The organism is Ruminococcus flavefaciens, from assembly GCF_900119075.1.
Classification (GTDB): Bacteria; Bacillota; Clostridia; order Oscillospirales; family Ruminococcaceae; genus Ruminococcus; species Ruminococcus flavefaciens_Q.
Genome location: NZ_FPIP01000007.1, coordinates 177,428 through 194,815, shown reverse-complemented (window position 1 = coordinate 194,815; position 17,388 = coordinate 177,428). Strand labels below are relative to the sequence as shown.

General features: G+C 42.6%; 16 protein-coding genes, 1 tRNA gene and 1 pseudogene. 6 read left to right on the top strand and 12 right to left on the bottom strand.

Annotation, left to right across the window (positions count from 1 at the left end; all coding sequences use genetic code 11):
* Together BT105_RS15195 and BT105_RS11140 are read right to left on the bottom strand one after the other, a co-directional pair.
* Positions 1–186 (bottom strand): annotated as a pseudogene (locus BT105_RS15195) (VanZ family protein); the annotation flags it as partial.
* A gap of 163 nt (positions 187–349) precedes the next feature.
* Positions 350–1,240: a hypothetical protein gene (locus BT105_RS11140; protein ID WP_072300811.1), complete on the bottom strand. Its 891-nt coding sequence runs from the start codon at positions 1,238–1,240 to the stop codon at positions 350–352.
* A gap of 308 nt (positions 1,241–1,548) precedes the next feature.
* On the opposite strand from BT105_RS11140, the gene BT105_RS11135 reads away from it, so the two are divergent.
* From BT105_RS11135 to BT105_RS11120, 5 genes are read left to right on the top strand one after another with little or no spacing between them, the layout of a single operon-like run.
* Positions 1,549–1,881 carry a DUF960 domain-containing protein gene (locus BT105_RS11135; protein WP_347497006.1) on the top strand — a complete coding sequence of 111 codons (333 nt, stop codon included), beginning with the start codon at positions 1,549–1,551 and terminating at the stop codon, positions 1,879–1,881.
* 54 nt (positions 1,882–1,935) lie between these two features.
* The gene (locus tag BT105_RS11130; RefSeq protein ID WP_072300809.1) at positions 1,936–3,045 is read left to right on the top strand and encodes an amidoligase family protein; all 1,110 of its coding nucleotides are present in this window, start codon (positions 1,936–1,938) and stop codon (positions 3,043–3,045) included.
* 1 nt (position 3,046) lies between these two features.
* Positions 3,047–3,190 carry a hypothetical protein gene (locus tag BT105_RS15060; RefSeq protein ID WP_177243965.1) on the top strand — a complete coding sequence of 48 codons (144 nt, stop codon included), beginning with the start codon at positions 3,047–3,049 and terminating at the stop codon, positions 3,188–3,190.
* 3 nt (positions 3,191–3,193) lie between these two features.
* Positions 3,194–4,171: a class II glutamine amidotransferase gene (locus BT105_RS11125; RefSeq protein WP_072300808.1), complete on the top strand. Its 978-nt coding sequence runs from the start codon at positions 3,194–3,196 to the stop codon at positions 4,169–4,171.
* Positions 4,171–4,743 carry a recombinase family protein gene (locus BT105_RS11120; protein WP_072300807.1) on the top strand — a complete coding sequence of 191 codons (573 nt, stop codon included), beginning with the start codon at positions 4,171–4,173 and terminating at the stop codon, positions 4,741–4,743. Before BT105_RS11125 ends, BT105_RS11120 begins: the two co-directional genes overlap by 1 nt.
* A 280-nt stretch (positions 4,744–5,023) precedes the next feature.
* Here the strand turns inward: BT105_RS11120 and BT105_RS11110 are convergent, their stop codons facing one another.
* The 8 genes from BT105_RS11110 to BT105_RS11080 all read right to left on the bottom strand — a co-directional run bounded on the left by BT105_RS11110 (position 5,024) and on the right by BT105_RS11080 (position 15,318).
* Positions 5,024–6,127, bottom strand: coding sequence for a nucleotidyltransferase domain-containing protein (locus tag BT105_RS11110; RefSeq protein ID WP_072300805.1), 1,104 nt, complete (start codon positions 6,125–6,127; stop codon positions 5,024–5,026).
* Positions 6,124–6,387 (bottom strand): PqqD family protein, encoded by a 264-nt coding sequence (locus BT105_RS11105; protein WP_072300804.1) that lies wholly within the window; start codon positions 6,385–6,387, stop codon positions 6,124–6,126. Before BT105_RS11105 ends, BT105_RS11110 begins: the two co-directional genes overlap by 4 nt.
* A 77-nt stretch (positions 6,388–6,464) precedes the next feature.
* Positions 6,465–6,590, bottom strand: a complete 126-nt coding sequence (locus BT105_RS15365; RefSeq protein WP_278289648.1) for a hypothetical protein — start codon at positions 6,588–6,590, stop codon at positions 6,465–6,467.
* An 11-nt stretch (positions 6,591–6,601) separates the two neighbouring features.
* A complete protein-coding gene (locus BT105_RS11100) occupies positions 6,602–10,414 on the bottom strand; it encodes a BspA family leucine-rich repeat surface protein (protein ID WP_072300803.1) in 3,813 nt (1,270 codons plus the stop codon).
* Positions 10,415–10,426: 12 nt separating this feature from the next.
* The gene (locus BT105_RS11095; protein WP_072300802.1) at positions 10,427–11,998 is read right to left on the bottom strand and encodes a dockerin type I domain-containing protein; all 1,572 of its coding nucleotides are present in this window, start codon (positions 11,996–11,998) and stop codon (positions 10,427–10,429) included.
* A gap of 195 nt (positions 11,999–12,193) precedes the next feature.
* Positions 12,194–12,826, bottom strand: coding sequence for a response regulator transcription factor (locus BT105_RS11090; RefSeq protein WP_072300801.1), 633 nt, complete (start codon positions 12,824–12,826; stop codon positions 12,194–12,196).
* Complete coding sequence (locus BT105_RS11085) at positions 12,816–14,054, bottom strand: sensor histidine kinase (protein ID WP_072300800.1); 1,239 nt, start codon at positions 14,052–14,054, stop codon at positions 12,816–12,818. The genes BT105_RS11090 and BT105_RS11085 overlap by 11 nt, the downstream gene beginning before the upstream one ends.
* Complete coding sequence (locus BT105_RS11080) at positions 14,047–15,318, bottom strand: hypothetical protein (RefSeq protein WP_143186582.1); 1,272 nt, start codon at positions 15,316–15,318, stop codon at positions 14,047–14,049. The genes BT105_RS11085 and BT105_RS11080 overlap by 8 nt, the downstream gene beginning before the upstream one ends.
* Before the next feature lie 154 nt (positions 15,319–15,472).
* Between BT105_RS11080 and BT105_RS15055 the strand changes: the two genes are divergently transcribed.
* Positions 15,473–15,628 carry a hypothetical protein gene (locus tag BT105_RS15055; RefSeq protein WP_177243964.1) on the top strand — a complete coding sequence of 52 codons (156 nt, stop codon included), beginning with the start codon at positions 15,473–15,475 and terminating at the stop codon, positions 15,626–15,628.
* 484 nt (positions 15,629–16,112) lie between these two features.
* Here BT105_RS15055 and BT105_RS11075 read toward each other — a convergent pair.
* Both BT105_RS11075 and BT105_RS11070 read right to left on the bottom strand, forming a co-directional pair.
* Positions 16,113–16,188: transfer RNA gene (locus tag BT105_RS11075), tRNA-Trp, on the bottom strand.
* A 126-nt stretch (positions 16,189–16,314) separates the two neighbouring features.
* Positions 16,315–17,241, bottom strand: coding sequence for a DUF4846 domain-containing protein (locus tag BT105_RS11070; protein WP_072300798.1), 927 nt, complete (start codon positions 17,239–17,241; stop codon positions 16,315–16,317).
* Between the last annotated feature and the right edge of the window lie 147 nt (positions 17,242–17,388).

The following is a 17,388-nucleotide window of genomic DNA, read 5'->3' as shown; positions in this document are numbered from 1 at the left end:
CCCGTCAACAAAATGTAACGGGAAGTATACAAATCTTGCAATAACTACAAGGCATATGTATACAAGAAGCATCTGAAGTTCGCGTTTTACTGAAAACTTCTTGAATCTGATCACAATTATGAATCGCACAAGTATCCAAATGAGAGTTATAAAAATAAACATCTGTAGATAGGAAATCTCGATCATAGTCACTACCGCATCCTTCCTTTAGCAGAAAGCTGATAAATCCCGTGTTTATCATATTAACCTGCTTACTATCCATATTATACACTGCACTATCGTCCAAAGTCAAGAATACAAATATGAACGAAGAAGTCCCCTCGCTGGACTATCTGTATCATTTTTCATTTTAATCCCATCCGTCATATTTCATATTTACCCACTTAATATTCTGACGTTTCCCGGGCTTTTTCCCTTTCAGCAGGAAATATTGCAGTATTACCTCCAACACCTGCATATCACGACAAAGCATATACTCAGGATATTCACTGGAATAAAGCTGAACCTTTCTTCGTGAGGTCGCTCCGCTGCGGTAACTCTGGTAACCGCCCATTTGTGAGGTGCCTGCATCATAGTTGATAATACAGCAACCATCCCCAAACAGCACGCTGATCATATTCAGCTCTCTGTGTCTTATCCATACCTCTGCAAGCTGCTGAGAAGATATACCTTCTCTGATCTCTGTAATAAGATCGTTACACAGTTTTTCGTTGATCTCAGGTAAAATACGCACATCTGCACTGCCGTTGCGCATAACAAAACGGACTATATTTCTGCCTTCGGGCAGATCTTCAATCGGAGTTAAATTACTTATCTCAGGCTTTTCGTTTGTGTTATCCGAGATCTTGTAAATATACAGATACAGCTGCGGATAAGGAGTGTCTGAGCGATCGTTTTCAGGATCGCAGACTGCTTCGTATCCTTCCAGTTCTGTTACCGCCTCTTTGCAGCGCTGTGCATCTTCTTTCTGGATATCTGTGCAAAAATATGTATTTGAGGCAAAAATGTTAATGCCATGTGCTGTCAGACTCTGTACGGGATTTGAGGTAATGCCAACATAACATTGTCCTTCGATAACAAGAATAACAGGTGAAGTTATGGGCTTTGCATTCTGTACGACCTCTGCCGTTTGATACTCATATCTGTTCTTTTCAAGTTCAATGCTAAGCTGTCTCCGAACATAAGAAACCACCTTTTCAACGCTGTGTCCGTAATAATTTCTGCAGTCTCTGAATATCATGCTATTTCCTCCTGTCTGTGTTATAGGGATTCAAATATATTTACTGCTTACTATACATATTATACACTGCACAGTAGCCCAAAGTCAAGGAAGCAAGTGTTTTCAAACATCTTTGGAATAACACTAGGTACTATAGGCAAATTAGCTCTCACAACAATCCCTTGATGCTCCACAAATTCCTATTATTTTGAAATCTGATATATATATAATTACAGAGTAATTCATTCTTTTCAAAAAAGGCCTTTTACGGCCTTTTTCTTTTTGTGTATCTTCCTATTATTTTGATTTTCCATATATACATTATTACTATGAGTATGCTTACGTGTACTCGCAATAATGCGAAAGGAGGATCAAAAATGTTTGACAATAGCCGATATCTCACCTGTGGCGTTGATAGTACGATTCCGTTGGAACTGCAGTTGTTTCTATGGGAATGCGTAGAGCATATGCCTGCTCCGAAGGACTACTTACAGGTTTTTGAGCTGAGTCCATCGGGTTCTATGCAGTCGATTGTCCATAGTTCAGAAGAACTCGAATATCGACAGGTATACATGATACCGTCAGATGCACCTATTACTGAAAAGCTGTATATCATCGATGATGGGGATCACAGTACCATGCTACTTGCAAGTGAATATTAAAACTAATGCCAGCCCTTCGGGGCTGGCTCTTTTCATTTTACGGAGGTTTTATCAATGGAAGAAAACAAAGAAAATGTACTATATTGCTCACACTGTGGAGCAATCATAAGTGAAGACGAAGACTATGAAACTGTCGACGGCGATATAGTATGTATGGACTGTGTTGAACAGCATACCACGACATGTGATCGCTGCGGTGCTATAATTTGGACCAGCGAAAGCTATGGCGATGATTATACCACTCTCTGCAGCCACTGCTATCACAATCACTATACCCGCTGTTCAAGCTGTGACACTCTGCTCCACGAGGACGATGCATACCACCTCGACGGTTACGATTATTGCAGTGACTGCTACCACGATGAAGTTGACAAAAGCCGCTCTATTCATGACTACGGCTACAAACCTGACCCCATATTTTACGGTGACAGCCAGCGCTATTTTGGCGTAGAGTTGGAAATTGACGGAGCAGGCAAAGACTCGGACAACGCAGACGAAATACTTGCTATTGCCAATAAGGATGAGGAGCATGTGTATATCAAGGGCGATGGTTCTTTGGACGACGGAATGGAGATAGTTACACATCCCATGAGTCTTGAGTACCATAAGAACTATTGCTGGGATAATATCATGAAAAAGGCTATATACCTTGGATACAGAAGTCATCAGACAAGTACCTGTGGTCTGCATATACACGTTAACCGCAACTGTTTTGGCGAAGACCGTGATGAGCAGGATGTTGTGATAGCACGCATCCTCTATTTTGTAGAACATCATTGGAATGAGCTTCTGAGGTTCAGTCGTCGTACCGAATACTCCATGAACAGATGGGCAGCTCGCTACGGCTTTGAAAAGACAGGGCGTGAGATACTGGACAAAGCCAAGAAAGGCAACAACGGAAGGTATGCTGCGGTGAACCTGATGAACTGGGCAACGATAGAGTTCCGCCTGTTCAGAGGTACGCTCAAATATAACACGTTTATCGCAGCATTGGAGCTGGTTGATGCTATCTGTGACCTCGCTGTTAATCTGACTGATGAAGGTATAGCAAAGATGTCTTGGTCCGAGTTTGTAGACACTATAAAAGAACCTGAACTTATCCAATACCTGAAGGAACGAAGATTGTATATAAACGAGAATATCAACACTGAGGAGGAAATGTAAAATGGGCCTTTTGGCGGATTTATTCGATATTGAACCTGATACGGAGCAGGATATAAAGGATGTTCTTAAGACGGTTGGAACGATTGCAACAATCCTGCTTGCAGGCGGAGTTATTGGATTCGACGATGATAATGAGGAGGAATGAGCTATGTGTGCATTGTTCGGTTGGTTAGATTATAAAGGTATTGTCCCATATAGGGTATTGAGAAAGCTCACCCAAGCACTTGCTAATGTTGCCGAGGAACGAGGTACAGATGCAGCAGGTATCAGCTACATCAAAGACGGAAAGGTCACTATCTTCAAACGTCCTAAGCCTGCTCACAAGATACACTTCAATGCTCCTGACGGTACAAAGGCGATTATGGGACATACGCGACTGGCTACACAGGGTGACAGAAAGCAGAATTACAACAACCATCCCTTTGCAGGTCATGCTGATAAGGAGTTCGCCTTTGCCCACAATGGAGTATTATGGAATGACAAGGATCTTCGTAAGGAAGGTGTTATACCGACTTCCTATATCGACACCGACTCGTATATCAGTGTTCAACTGATAGAGAAGCAGGGCAAGCTCAATTTTGATAGCTTGCAGTACATGGCTGAGACTGTGGAGGGTAACTTCACCTTCACTGTCCTTGACCAGTACAATAGCCTATACATTATAAAGGGGAGCAATCCAATGTGCCTCCTTCACTTTGATACTATTGGCTTGTACATATATGCTTCCACTGAGACTATCATGAAGAAGGCACTGAAGCAACTTGGACTGCACAAATTCGAGAGCAAGCGTGTTGATACAGAAGAAGGAGACATTCTTCGTATTGATAAGAACGGTAAAATCACACGTTCACGGTATGAACCTAAGATATATCACTCCAAGTACATGAGCTGGTATGACTATGAGGACTCTTCTTATTATAATATGCATGAGGAAATCCTGCTAGCCTATTGCGGCTGCTACGGCGTGGACAGTTCTGATGTGGAGCTTTTACTAGGATATGGTTATACCTGCGATGAAGTCGAGGAGATGCTTGTAGACCATAGCCTGCTCTATGAAGCACTCAAGGACGTGAAGCACATGTACGGAGAAGACATCTATGAAAGCTGCTATGGAGGCGCATTTTGATGGGTAAGATAGGATACATCCGCGTGTCGACAGAGCATCAGGAAACAGCCAGGCAGGAAGCTATCATGGAGCAGTATCAGGTGGAACGTGTCTTTGCCGAGAAGATGTCCGGTAAGAACGCCAATCGTCCTGAGCTTAAAACGATGCTTGAATATGTCCGCGAAGGTGATACCCTGTATATTGAGAGTATCAGCAGACTTGGACGTTCCACGCGAGATCTGCTCAACATAATCGATGTACTTCAGCGGAAACAGGTTACTCTTGTCAGCAGTAAGGAGAACATCGATACCAACACTCCGCAGGGACGATTCGTTATGTCGATATTTGCAGCACTTTCAGAGCTTGAACGTGAGCAGACCTTACAGAGACAGCTTGAAGGTATCGCCATCGCCAAGTCTCAGGGTAAGTATAAAGGTCGGCAGCCTATCCCTATTGACTGGGTTAAGTTCGGACAACTGTATGAGCAGTGGAAGTCCGGGTATATCACAGCCGTGGAATTTCAGAAACAAATGGGGCTTCAAGCCAACACCTTCTATCGCAGGCTTAAAGAACACAAAAGAAAGTATATATAAATAAGAAGGAGCCGGGATAACCGGCTCCAATCATATTTCAATAGGGTGTTGTTTTTGTTTGCAATATTTCAAAAGCCTCAAAACAACTTATATGACACAGTTTTTCAGTATTTCAATAGACCATGGGCTAATGAAATAGTGTTGCTCGCACGGCTTCTCATAACGATTCCCCAAATTTTCTAATCTTTGCAAGCAGCTCATCAGAAACATCGCCTGCCAGTATTCATGTACCTCGTAATAAATTGACGTAACCTCTACCACCTTATTCGCTATCTTATACTTATTTACCATACCTTTTCACAGCCTTTATCGTTTGTTTCAGCATATCACGCCGTTTTATCAGCACCCGACCGCACCGCCAAACTACGCCCACAGGGTACAGCAGAGAGCTTTTGGCTGTGAACGGCACAGATGCCGCCATTTGCTTATGTGGAATGAAAATACTATGCACCCAAAACGACAATTTTGTCTGGACTTTCAGCTTTTTTTTGATAGCAATATCGAACGTACCGTATGTTCCAGCCGTGAGGTAGGACATCAGCATTTCCTGCTCGCCGTCCGTCAGCTCAAGGAATCTATCCGAGGAAAAGACCTTGAACGCCAATGCTCTGCGTTCCTGCTCGAAATCTGATAATTCAAGTTGTCTGCATTGCTCTGTTATGTAATCCCAATCAAGCAAATCGCCCTTGACCTTGCAGTACACATAGCAATCCAAGATTGAGCGTATTCCTGTACCGCTGCCATCATAATGTTTCCATTCGTGGGCGGTCATGTAGACATAGAAGTCCTCATCGGATAAGTGATAGCCGTAATTATTACCCTCGTCCTTTTTGAGCAAACGCTTTGTATCGGCATAATACTTGAAAAGAGGTTCAGCGTGAGCAGAGCCGAAAAGTGCCGTGTGCAGCTCAATATTTAGCACGGGCGGTTTCATATAAACATCATGGTTTCCAACGCCGTAATGCTCCGCAGTATAGCCGTGCGAGAGCATGATTTCCTTGCTTTGCTCCTGCTTGTCGGCATCAAAAAGCACATCATTGTCAGCCATTTCACGCATACCGTTTTCGGGATATAGCTCTTTCAGCACCGAGCCTTTCAGAGGCATATACCAAATGCCATTGTCCTCAAAATCCGAGAGGATAGCCGTTCGCTCCATATCGAGATAGATATTTTTGCGGACAGCCTTTTTGTATGCCTGGTCGAATTCCTTATCCTGAACTCCTGCACGTTTCAGGGCAATGCAGACCGCCGCCCGAACCGTGTGAAACTTCGCAAGCCGATAGAGCCGTTCCAAGTCCATAGCCTGCACTCTTGACCTGTTGGGCGTGATACCGTTCACGGCGCAGGACAGCAGATAGATCAGATCTTTGTAGAGTGTGTTCATTCCTCGACAGCCCCAATGGAACGAAGTTTGCCGATGATGTTTGCTACATCATGCTCCACGGTCGGACGGTCTGTGCCTTTGTACTCCGCAAGGAGCTTGTCAACGATAGCACTTTCCGTAGTGTCTTCTTTCATGCACTCCACGATAAATGCCGCTGTTTCATTGTTTTTGACGATACCCTTGAATTTGGTATCGCTGGTGCTTATCATATAATGCTCACCCATTGTTTCATGAGTAATAAAATTAGGATCAAGTTTCATATTTTCCTCCATTATAAGGCATTTTATAATATAAATCAGGCGGCATTAAGCCGCCTGATCAAGGATAAACAGATGATTCAGTCTATTACACTTCCGCCGTATTCATATTCGTTGTTACCGTTAGCCCCACCGCTTGTTGTTATAACATCTTCTGCTTCAAATTCGGTGATCTCCATTTCAGGAGTTGTATATTTTTTTTCCATTTTTACACCTCTTATTCATTCATACTTGTTGCCACATCGGAGATTACGGTAATTTGTTCATCGCCAATCTGATATGTAACATAGGCAACCATGCAGAGTTTTTTCGCTCCGTTTTCTGCTCCCATATTTACATCATACTGGAATGTACCATTAGTCTTTGTAAGCGAAGACATATATTTCTTTCCTGATTCAAAAAGTATATTCTTTTCAGGCGCGTCTTCATCAATGGAAACATAGCAGCGTGCTGTACCTGCTGCAAGTATTACAGCTTCATCAGGAACAGCCCATGTAGAAGTGGCAAGAACTGTAGTATACTCTCCGTTTGGTTTTCTATCTGAAAGAACACAGTTTACAATGCCTTCCTTTGAGAATTCGCCTTCTCTCCATTCTACAACTGTATCTCCAAGAACTGTAAACGAAAGCCTGTTCTTTGTACTTGTAAGTACGTCATTAACAAACCATCCGCCTTCTCCAACAGATTCACATCTTACAAGGCTTTTTTCTTCATATGACGTATTGGTTTCAGTATCACCAATGATCACCTTTACATTATATGCATCGCATATTCTCCAGACCGCATTCAGCTCACCGTCAAATTCGTTGATACCTTCAACTCTAGCGGTGTAAACACCCTTCTCAGTTGCTGTATTTCCGCTGAGAGTGTAATCCTCGCCGTCTGTGAGTTTTTCGCCTTCATACTTCACAACACCGGAAACTGTATGTTCTTCGCCGTCGTAAGCGTATGTTATAGGATTAGCTACAAATGTTCCATCGGAGATATCAACACGCTTTGTCCACTTAGTCTGAATGTCGCCGTCTCCTGATCCTTCAACTATTGCGTAGTAGCCGTAATATGTCTGGCTTCCGTCAGAGGTAAAGTTAAATGTGACCGTATCACCCTCGATTTCAAATTTTACAGTCTCCGGAGAATTATAGTTGCCATCGTAATGAGCTACGGGTGAAACCGTGTCAATGATCTCAGTGTATTCATCATAGTCATCATTGTCAGAGAACGGATTTCCGGTATAGATATTGAGATAATCATATCCTGATTCTGTACCGTATTTCAGTGTCACATTGAGTTTCTCAGCACCAGGGATCGTGATTGTCTGGATATCGTTCATTTCATTACTGTAGCTTCCGTTTTGAACGCCATCATCGCTGATATTGGCTGTATGTGCATACTTTGTTTCATTTATACTGAATACAGCTTCAGCATATTCACCGCCGTGATTTCCCTGCTTTTTAACAGCTTCTGCTGTTTCGGATACGATATGTGAAGGATCGTGTTTGCAGGTCCTGGATTTTGTACAAGAGGCGTTATCTTCGCTCCACTCATAAACAGGTTCATCATAATCGTGACCGAAAGCATGTATCTTCACATCATTTGCGTCAACCTTGTTATCACCGTTCTGATCGGTCAGACGAGTGAAGGACTTATCTGCATAGAGATACTGTTCACCATATTTGCCGTAGTAATACTGCTTACTTCCATCCTCTGTACAGGTTGCTTCCTTTAATGAAGATTCACTAAGCTCCATATCAAAAATACATTCAAATCTGTAGGGATCGCTGTATGATCCTGTTCCTGATACGATCTTGAAGCCTATAGGTTTGCCGTTTGCAGTTTCATAAAGACTGAGATTTTCATTATTTTTAGTAAAAAGTATTGAAGCGCAGTCGCTATGAGCGTTACCATCCAAACCGACAGAAGAGACTGTGTATGTACCGGAGAATTTGATATTTTTATTATCACGGCTGCTGTAAATATACTTGTTATACAAGTAGAATGTATCACCTGGCATATAAACATCTCCGACGGTCAGTACAGACGGTGCAAATGAATAAGGCGTTACCCCGTTCGTTTGCAGCATACCATCAGCATTCGTATGTATGAGAAGCCTGCTGTCAGGATCCATTGCATGTATCTTTATCTCGCCTCTACTGGTTAATGGAGCATTGTATTTTATTACAACTCTGCCGTTTTCATCCTTCAGCTCGTCAATCTCATCCGGGAAATAATCACCGATCATAGTACCGTCTGTATCACGGATGATAAGTTCATCCGCATCGCTTCCGACACTGAGATAGATTTTGAAATCCGCCGTACCGTCATTCTTCGGTGTTCTTTCAGAGGAATAAACCTGACACAGCTTATGAGCCAGCGCGGTATCGCCGCTGAACATAGAACCTCCTTTTGTCACCTTGCTCATATCAAATCCGGATACGTCGATATCACTGAGATTCGGATTATATGCAAATATACCGTACATATCAGTGACATTGGATGTATTGAAATCGCCCAGCTTGATGGATTCCAACGAATTATTGCTATAGAACATCCAATACATATTGGTGACGTTCTCAGTGTTGAAACTGCTTACGTCTATGCTTTTCAGCTTGGGATCGTATGAGAACATACGCTCCATATTCGTAACTTTTGAAGTATCAAAACTGCTTACGTCAATTTCTTCGATTGCGTTCATCTCGTAGAACATACACTGCATATTCACGACATTGGATGTATCAAGTCCGGTCATATCAATATCCGTCAGATTCCAGCAGTCATAGAACATCCAGCTCATATCGGTAACGTTTGAAGTAGTTGAATTTGCAAGATTGATCTTCTTGATACGGCTGTTATTGAACATATAGCTCATGTTCGTGACATTGGAGAAATCAGCCCCGGAAAGATCGACTTCCTCTGCGACAACACCGTCGAACATATGTGAGCAGTCATCAGGGAATGTAGTACCCTCGGCAGCTATCATCTTCCTGATGGGCTTATCGCCCCATGCGCTGTTGTTGATGGAATACTGTCTGATATCCCAATAATCGGTGATCTTACCGCATAGAGTTACGGTTTTTGTGTTTTCGTCGAAGATCGCTCCGCCCTTTTCGAGAGATACCTGTGCAGGGATGAATTTGCATTCCACCTGCTGAACATCATAGTTCACGATATCTGCATTGGAGAAGTTTATGGGGTAAGTTCCCTCTGCATCTCCTGATGCTTTGAATACAAGTGTCATCATATTGCCTGCGGAAGAATAGTTTTCTTCTGCAAGCAGATCACCGAATGAGAATTTGTATCTTCCTGTGGTCACGCCTGTTTCGGGGATAGGAACGGCATTCAGTGCAGGGGCGATATCATCGTTGTACTCGATACCCGTGAGAGTGAGATTATCCTTGTCCCATTCAATATCGAAAGTACCTGAGATATATCCGGGAGAGTTTATCATATTTACAGGGACTCTTATATTGCTTGCACCTGTGTAGCCTTTCACGGTATCGCCGCTTACATACATCTTGCTTACATCAAGTGCATAAGCGGTGCAGTCGATCTCATCAACAACGAGCTGAGAAACGCTGCTGTTTACGAAATCGGAATTGTTAAGGTCAATATTATAGCCTGTGCCGTCATCGTCCTGTGAATTTTTCTCGAAATAGAGAGTAGCGGCCCTTCCTGTTGAGGTATTGTTTTCCTCTGCAAGGAAATCGCCGAGAGAGAGCCTGTAATTTCCGTCTGTATCGCCGTTTTCGGGAACGGGAACGGAATTGTTATCCTTTGCGACTTCTGTATTGAAGTCTACTCTTACAAGTGTGAGCGCAGTCTTATCCCAGTTCACATCGACAGAACCAGAAATATATCCCGTATTCTTTAATATGTCGATATCAACAGCTATACCTTCGGAGGTGTAGTTGCTTACTGAACGGATAACAAGGTCTGAGGAGACAGCGTTCACGATAGTTTCAGCTGCTGTATACGGCAATGCAGAGACCATCATTGCAGCCGCAGTAAAAGCAGCGGTCATTCGTTTTTTCATTGCGTATCTCCTTTAATTCTGTGATTCCATGCCTTTATGTAGTTCATAATCAGCAGATGAGAAACCGATAGTTTCACTTAAGCCTGTAACATTATCAGTCAGAGTAATATTATATTTCGGATAATAATAATTTGGATTATTAAATGGCGGATAATATGATATTTCGCCTAAAGTATACTGGGTATTATGTTCAATCCATTCTTTATCTACAAGCTCATCATAAAGAATCGTTAATGGAATTTGAATTCGCTCAACATGATGTTTATGATGATATAAATATCCGTTTTCTTCATAATCTGCTTTTGCTACCTTATTAAATAATTCATTTTTCAGGTTGCCTTCAGCAATTACTGTTTCTCCACGCTGATATTGGTTTAATGTTATTTTATATGAATAGCGTGAAGGATCCACCTTTTCATCGTAGAATTGTACAAATTGCTCATCCGGATCATCACTGTCAACTAAATCAAAATCGGTTATATATCCCGATCCACCCTTGAAAATTGCATTCATTGTTACAGAGATAACTTTGTCTCCATTGGAGATCGTTTCATATTTTCTAAAGCTCTTCTTTTCATGGGTTTGCTTACAATTGTCCTCGTTTCCACCATATTCGTAGCATATCTTCAATGGACTTTCAAACTCTACATTTTTTAACACTGTCTTGTTTGTTTCAAGTGTTTTTCCGTCTGCATCAGTTATCAGGCAGTACACTTCCTTATCAAAGTCGTCACCTGTAACACCTGATGTATATGTTGCGTTTGTTCCGACTTCGCTGCCGCCCTTATACCATTTGTAAGTATACGGTGCTTTTCCGCCTATGACCTTTGCTGTAAGAGTTACACTCGTTATGTTCTCATCATTTGTAAATCCGTCGATATCTTCTGTAATTATCATCGGTGCTTTTTCGCCGCCTGCATCAATATCTACATAGAAATCAGGGAATTTTCTTGCAAGGGCATAGGCTTCTTCAAGAGTGAGACCGCCCTTGACCTTAGTAAAATCAGACAGATCATCGAATTCACCGCCAAGGATTACATCCATAACACCCTCATGCTCATTAAGCAATAATATCAGAAGTTCCTCATATTTCTCTTCTAAATACAGTTCTAAGAGTTCATCAGATTCTCCAACTGCCTCTTCAAGCTCACTATCATTTGATAATGCTGTAATGAAATTATTATCATTTGCAATTGCTGCAGCAAACTCCGCATTCTGCACGCTCTTGTCAATATCATCACGATATTTTATGCTGAGGGTGTAAACAGGGTCTGATTCGGTAATGCTGTCTCCGACAGATGTATCATTCCAGCCGGCAACATACTTTGCGATAGCCTGAGCATCAGCACTGTCGAATTTGCCGTTGAAATCAACGTCAGCAGCTAATTCATCGAACGAAACATCGCCGATATCCTTTCCGTCAGCCTTTCTTGCCGCCCATACAGCGTCCGCCTGAGTGACCTTTCCGTCGCCTGTGACATCGCCTTTTGTCCTGTTCAGCGCATAAACGCTGAGAGATACAACGCTTGTCGTAAGAGCGATGGAAGCGGCTATTGCCGCCATTCTTCCTGTGATCTTTTTCAATTAAACGCACCTCCATTAATAAATAAAAGCTCTTTTGAGCAATTATAGGTGCTTTAATTATATATCATATTCAGTTTTTATACATCGTACAAAAGGGAAGGGTGCTTGTCGAATATTGACTGTAAAAGTGAACGATTTTTAGATTAATTCAACAAAAAACTCCGGCGAGGCTGATGTTGCGTCGGAGTTGTTCAGTTATATTTCAATATCATTTATGACAAGTCCGCCGCCTCTCGCCACAACAGCAAGCTGCAAGCGGCTTTTGAAGCCTGTTTTTGCGAGCATATCCGATATATGCTGCTTGACACTTCTTTCTGAAATGCCGAGTGCAGAGGCTATCTTCGCATTTGACGAACCTCCCACAAGCTCACGCAGCACTTCCAGTTCACGCTTTGTCAGGCTTGTGCTGACGGTATTTCCGAATATTATCACAGGCATCTCAGTCGGATAAACAGATTCTCCTGCCATAGTCCTGTTCATTATTTCGAGAAGCGGCTGCTCCTGTACTTCCTTGTGCCAGAAGCTGTCAACGCCTATTTCCTTCGCTCTGTCGATGTATGTGGTTTCGGGCATTGATGTAACTATCATTATCTTCACATCAGGACGCTTCTGCTTTATCTGCTTTGCCGCATCAAGACCATCCATGCCGTAGCCCATGACCACATCCATCAGCACAAGATCAATTTCTTGTTCAAGGCATATCCGAACAGTTTCCGCCGCTGTATTTGCCATTCCTGCTATCGTATAATCGGATGTGCCGTTCAACACCGTTTCAAACATCTGCCGCACCATTTTCTGGTCGTCGACAATAAGTACCCTATATGCCAATTTCGTATTCCTCCTGTGCTTTCTCCGGCAGTTGCAGTATCATTTCAAACTGCGGAGAACTGTTTATTTTCATCGTACCGCCGATAGTTTCTGTCATGCGCCTGAGATTTGCAAGTCCGCCGGTTTCTTTCACAGGCGCACATGGAGGTGTGCCGTTGTTGGTAAAGTGCATCACATAGCCCTCCGGCGTTTTTTCGATAGAAATATACGCGATATCCCCCTCAGCGTGACGCAGGACATTGGTGACGTGAACAGTGATCGCCGAATCCACTACTGATATCAGAGTTTCATCTTCGGGTAATTCGCCATTCATTTCAATTCGGATACCGAGACTGTCTGCGTGTCTCAGGCTGAAAAAGCAGGGTTTCTGCCAGCTTTCCCGTTCCTCATTTTTCAGCAGAGCGATATTCCGCCGCCAAAGTGAGAGCATTTCCTTTTTGTCGGTATTTTCGGGATCCACAAGGCAGTGCTTTGTCATAAGCAGCATTTCTCCGAAGCTGTCGTGTATATGAATCTTGATACGCAAGGTCTCCTTATCCATAATCAGATACTGTATAGTGGAGTTAAGTGCCTTGAGTCTTCTGTTGATCTTCAGTGCAGTCTTCTGCTTTTCACGCAGTTCCTCCGTCAGCTGGTATTCTTCTGTGATATCATAGGCGAGAAGCTCATGTATCGGCTTACCGTCATAAACATCTTCACGATAAACGAAGCTGTATGCTTTCCCGTCCTCAGTGCTGACAAAGGGTTCTTCCTTATCGGAGAAAACTGTTTTCTTAAAGCTTTCTGCATCCATTATACCGCTGCCTGTCAGCTTGCAGGCAATGCTGTTCATTTTGCGGTTTGTCAGTTTTGTCAGTCCTCCGTCCCAATAAAAGCATATTCCCACAGGCAATTCGTCCATACATTCCTTGACGGACATCAGCGTCAGACTGCGTTTTCTTGAACGGATACAGCTCAGGATCTCCAGAATGGCAATTCCCGTCAGAACGAGAGCTATCAGCAAAAGAGCAACAGGTTTTTCTATAAATGCTCTGTTATTATATTTGATATGATCCATCAATATCTGTGACAGCACCAGCGGAACGAGCATTTCTGCAAGAGAAAGGATGATACGGCTCAATTTCCCGTCACTCAATAAATGTATGATTATCATATGGAAGAAGGTCAGACAGCAAAGCAGCAGCCACAAAGTCAGTCCGCCTAAAATGCTCTGCATGATGCTATCCATTTACGGTACCTCCTATAGTAAGGGCGATATGCTGTATATCATCATCGGTGTATGATGTGAGTTTAAGATAGGGATTGCGAATTGTGATCTTATCGGTATCGACTTCGTGATCCGTTTCTATTGCCAGCAGAACTGTTTCATCAGGACATATTTTTACGAAAAGTGCACTTGCTTTATCCATCACGGATTCAATGACAGCTTCAAACACATCATAGGCGGTGATGATCTTTCCGGGTGACAGTTCCTTCATTTCTCCTACAGACAGTTCACAGGCGATTCCGAGAAATCCCATCTGTTCAATACTTTCCTTGATAGAGAGATACAGCTCCTTAGTTGACATTGTGCGGCAATTATCAGCGGCGAGCATGAGATTTGAACAACGCTTGACGTATGTTCCCAACAGCAGACAGCGCTCTATTTTGTTTTCAAGTTCATCGCTTCCGTTCATTATCTCATCTATCTTCACAAGCTGAGGATGAGTATGTTGTGCGATCTTGTCATAGAGTCTGTTCTGCGTCTCGGAAGTTATTTTTTCAGCTGTGAATTTATTCTCTGCTTCGATCAGATCATTTTCTCCTTCGATAAGCTCTGTAACGTCCTCAATGTCATGGTTGAGCCGATTCAGAGCGGATATATCTTCGCTCCATGTCACGCTACCGCCTTTGATCGTATAGGTTTTGCGGCTGTAATCTATATTACCCTCGGTATCGGAATAATCAATCGAATAGTACACTGTCTTTCTGTCAGCGCTTTCCATTTCTGCATTGATATGTGTGATCTCAAACAGTCTGTTGTACCCTGTGTTTGAGGGAACAAGACCGATACGGATACAGCCTTCCCACAGTCCCATGTACAAAAAGAGGTATATCTCCTGTATGTTGTAAAGACTGATACCATATATCTGCGGTGAGCTTCCGTCGCAGATATAGTAAACGATGATCAGCACAAAAACAGCAGCTGCCGGAATGATCGGGATATACCATTTTCTGCGGCACTGCGACAACTTGCACTTTTTGATGAGCAGTATAAAGGAACCAAGCGTGACGACGAAAGACCATACAAAAATGACATAATAGAGCCAATGGTAGCTGATATGGTCGCTGGTGTCAGATGTTTTGGTGACTGAAAGCACAAAGTGGTGTATGTCGTTTGTAATGACGCTTAGCATTAAAAGGCCTGTAACGCCCCAGAACACCTTTATCAATGCAGGCATATCCGCACTTTCATCACGGCTGACATATGATGCTGCGCTGAAAGAAAGCATAGGCAATGAAATAAAAGAAATATAGAACAAGTAATACAAATAGCGATTAGCAATAGCAGAATGTGTAAACAGCATCCATCGGCATATACGGACAATAAACAGCATCAGCAGAAATACAGCTATCGCAACTATATGCCGTCGAATACGCTTATGAATGATTCTTTGTGCAACAGCTGCACCCCATGCAATGATGATGAAGCTGTACAAGAAAGATGCCGGGCTGTGGATACACAGTGGAAACCATGAAAACTGCGATAGTATATTTACAATGAACGAGATAAAAATGGCTATGATAAAAGCGACAAAGTAATCCCGATCATTCCTTACTTTGTGAAGCAATTTCAGACCTCCTGTCTGTGGTAGTTTGTTCTATTATAGCATAACTGCGGAGTGTTTTCAAGATATGCGACAAGAGATATCACTTATATTTGCATCTTAAGACAATACCATTATAGCATGAGTTTAAAAAACTGATTTCTGGACTGACGGCTGTATCGCCAAATGTGACAGGGAGATCGTTGTGATAAGCTAACGCAAAATTTACAATCAATTCAAAAGGTTTCAGAAATGTGGCAGGTTCATATTATATAAAAAAACAGCTCCCTTGCGGGAGCTGGCTTCTTTTCTTATCGTTATACTGCCTTTCAGTCGTGTGCATTCCGTGTGCATTTCGTGTGCATTACACCTGCTTTTTGTGCACACGGGACTGCAAATTTTCATTTAAAACTGCTTTCTGTATGTAACAGAAAAGCCTGTATTTCGGTGTTTTTCTCGAAATACAGGCTTTAATGATCTGGCAGGGGCAGAAGGACTTGAACCCTCGGCACGCGGTTTTGGAGACCGCTGCTCTACCAACTGAGCTATACCCCTATTTATTATGTTATGAGCTAATCACAACATAATAATTATACCAGAACAGAGTAATGCTGTCAATAGATTTTAAAAATATTTATGTTTTAACAAATTGGTTGCTATTCTGCTTAGATGATGCAGACTTTAAAACCCATTTTTCCAGCGTCGTATATCATTCTTGCCAAACACAAAGGAACCGATGACAAAAGATTCTTTTTCAAGCTCTTCCTGAGTAAACCACGGAGTAACTTCTCTGCCCTCCGTTCTGGTCAGTATATGGAAACACACAGCAGGAATAAAGCTCTGTCCTATGAGGTAGCACTTCTCACCTTTTTCATTTGTTGCCTCATCAACGATCAGAACAACATGGGTATCATCACAGATAATATCGCCGACGCGGAGCTCGTCAGCCGAGATCACCTCTGATTCCTTCTGAAGTGAAAGAGTACCTGAATACCGCATTACCTCTTTAAGATAGTTCATGTACTGCTGCTTACTGTCATCAGGCAGAGCCGCAGGTATCTCACAGGAAAAACCGGAAAAGACGAGCATTCTTTTACCTTTGCGCCAGCGCTCATAATCGCAGACATCTCCGTTTGAAAACATGAATGATATTTTATCAAACTGCTTGTTTTCGTAGAAATAATCACTGTAAAGCCTTATAACGCTGTCAGCACACTGCTGATAGCCTTCATCGCCGAGGCTTATATCAAACACAGCTGCAACGTCAGTAGAATTGATCGTGGAGCCGTCATACACGGGCAGCTTTATATCATCGGTAAGAAGAGGATATTTGTGAAGATACTCTCCGAAGCTCCCCTCTTTTACAGGTACGCGCTCAAAGCCCTCGGGCGGAGCGATCCTTGTTTCAAGAGTATCCCCCTCAGGCATTAAAGACTGTATCTCAAAAAATCTTCCGGCAGGCTCTATTGTGAGCTCAGCCTCTTTCCATTTCGGATTAACACGGACAAAGACAGCCGTCAGAACAGCCGCTGTCAGAATCATACCTAAGGCAATGCGAACGCCTCTTTTTTTCTTTGGCTTTTCGGCAATGTCGTTATTAGTATCCATTTTCATTTCTCCTTTTATCCAAAAGATACGCTGTTCCAATTCTAACATGAAAAGCTATTTCTGTCAACAAACAGCACCGCAGTAAAAAATTTCCATATTTTTTGATAAAGACTTGACAAGCTTGTTATTAATGTGTATAATGTATAT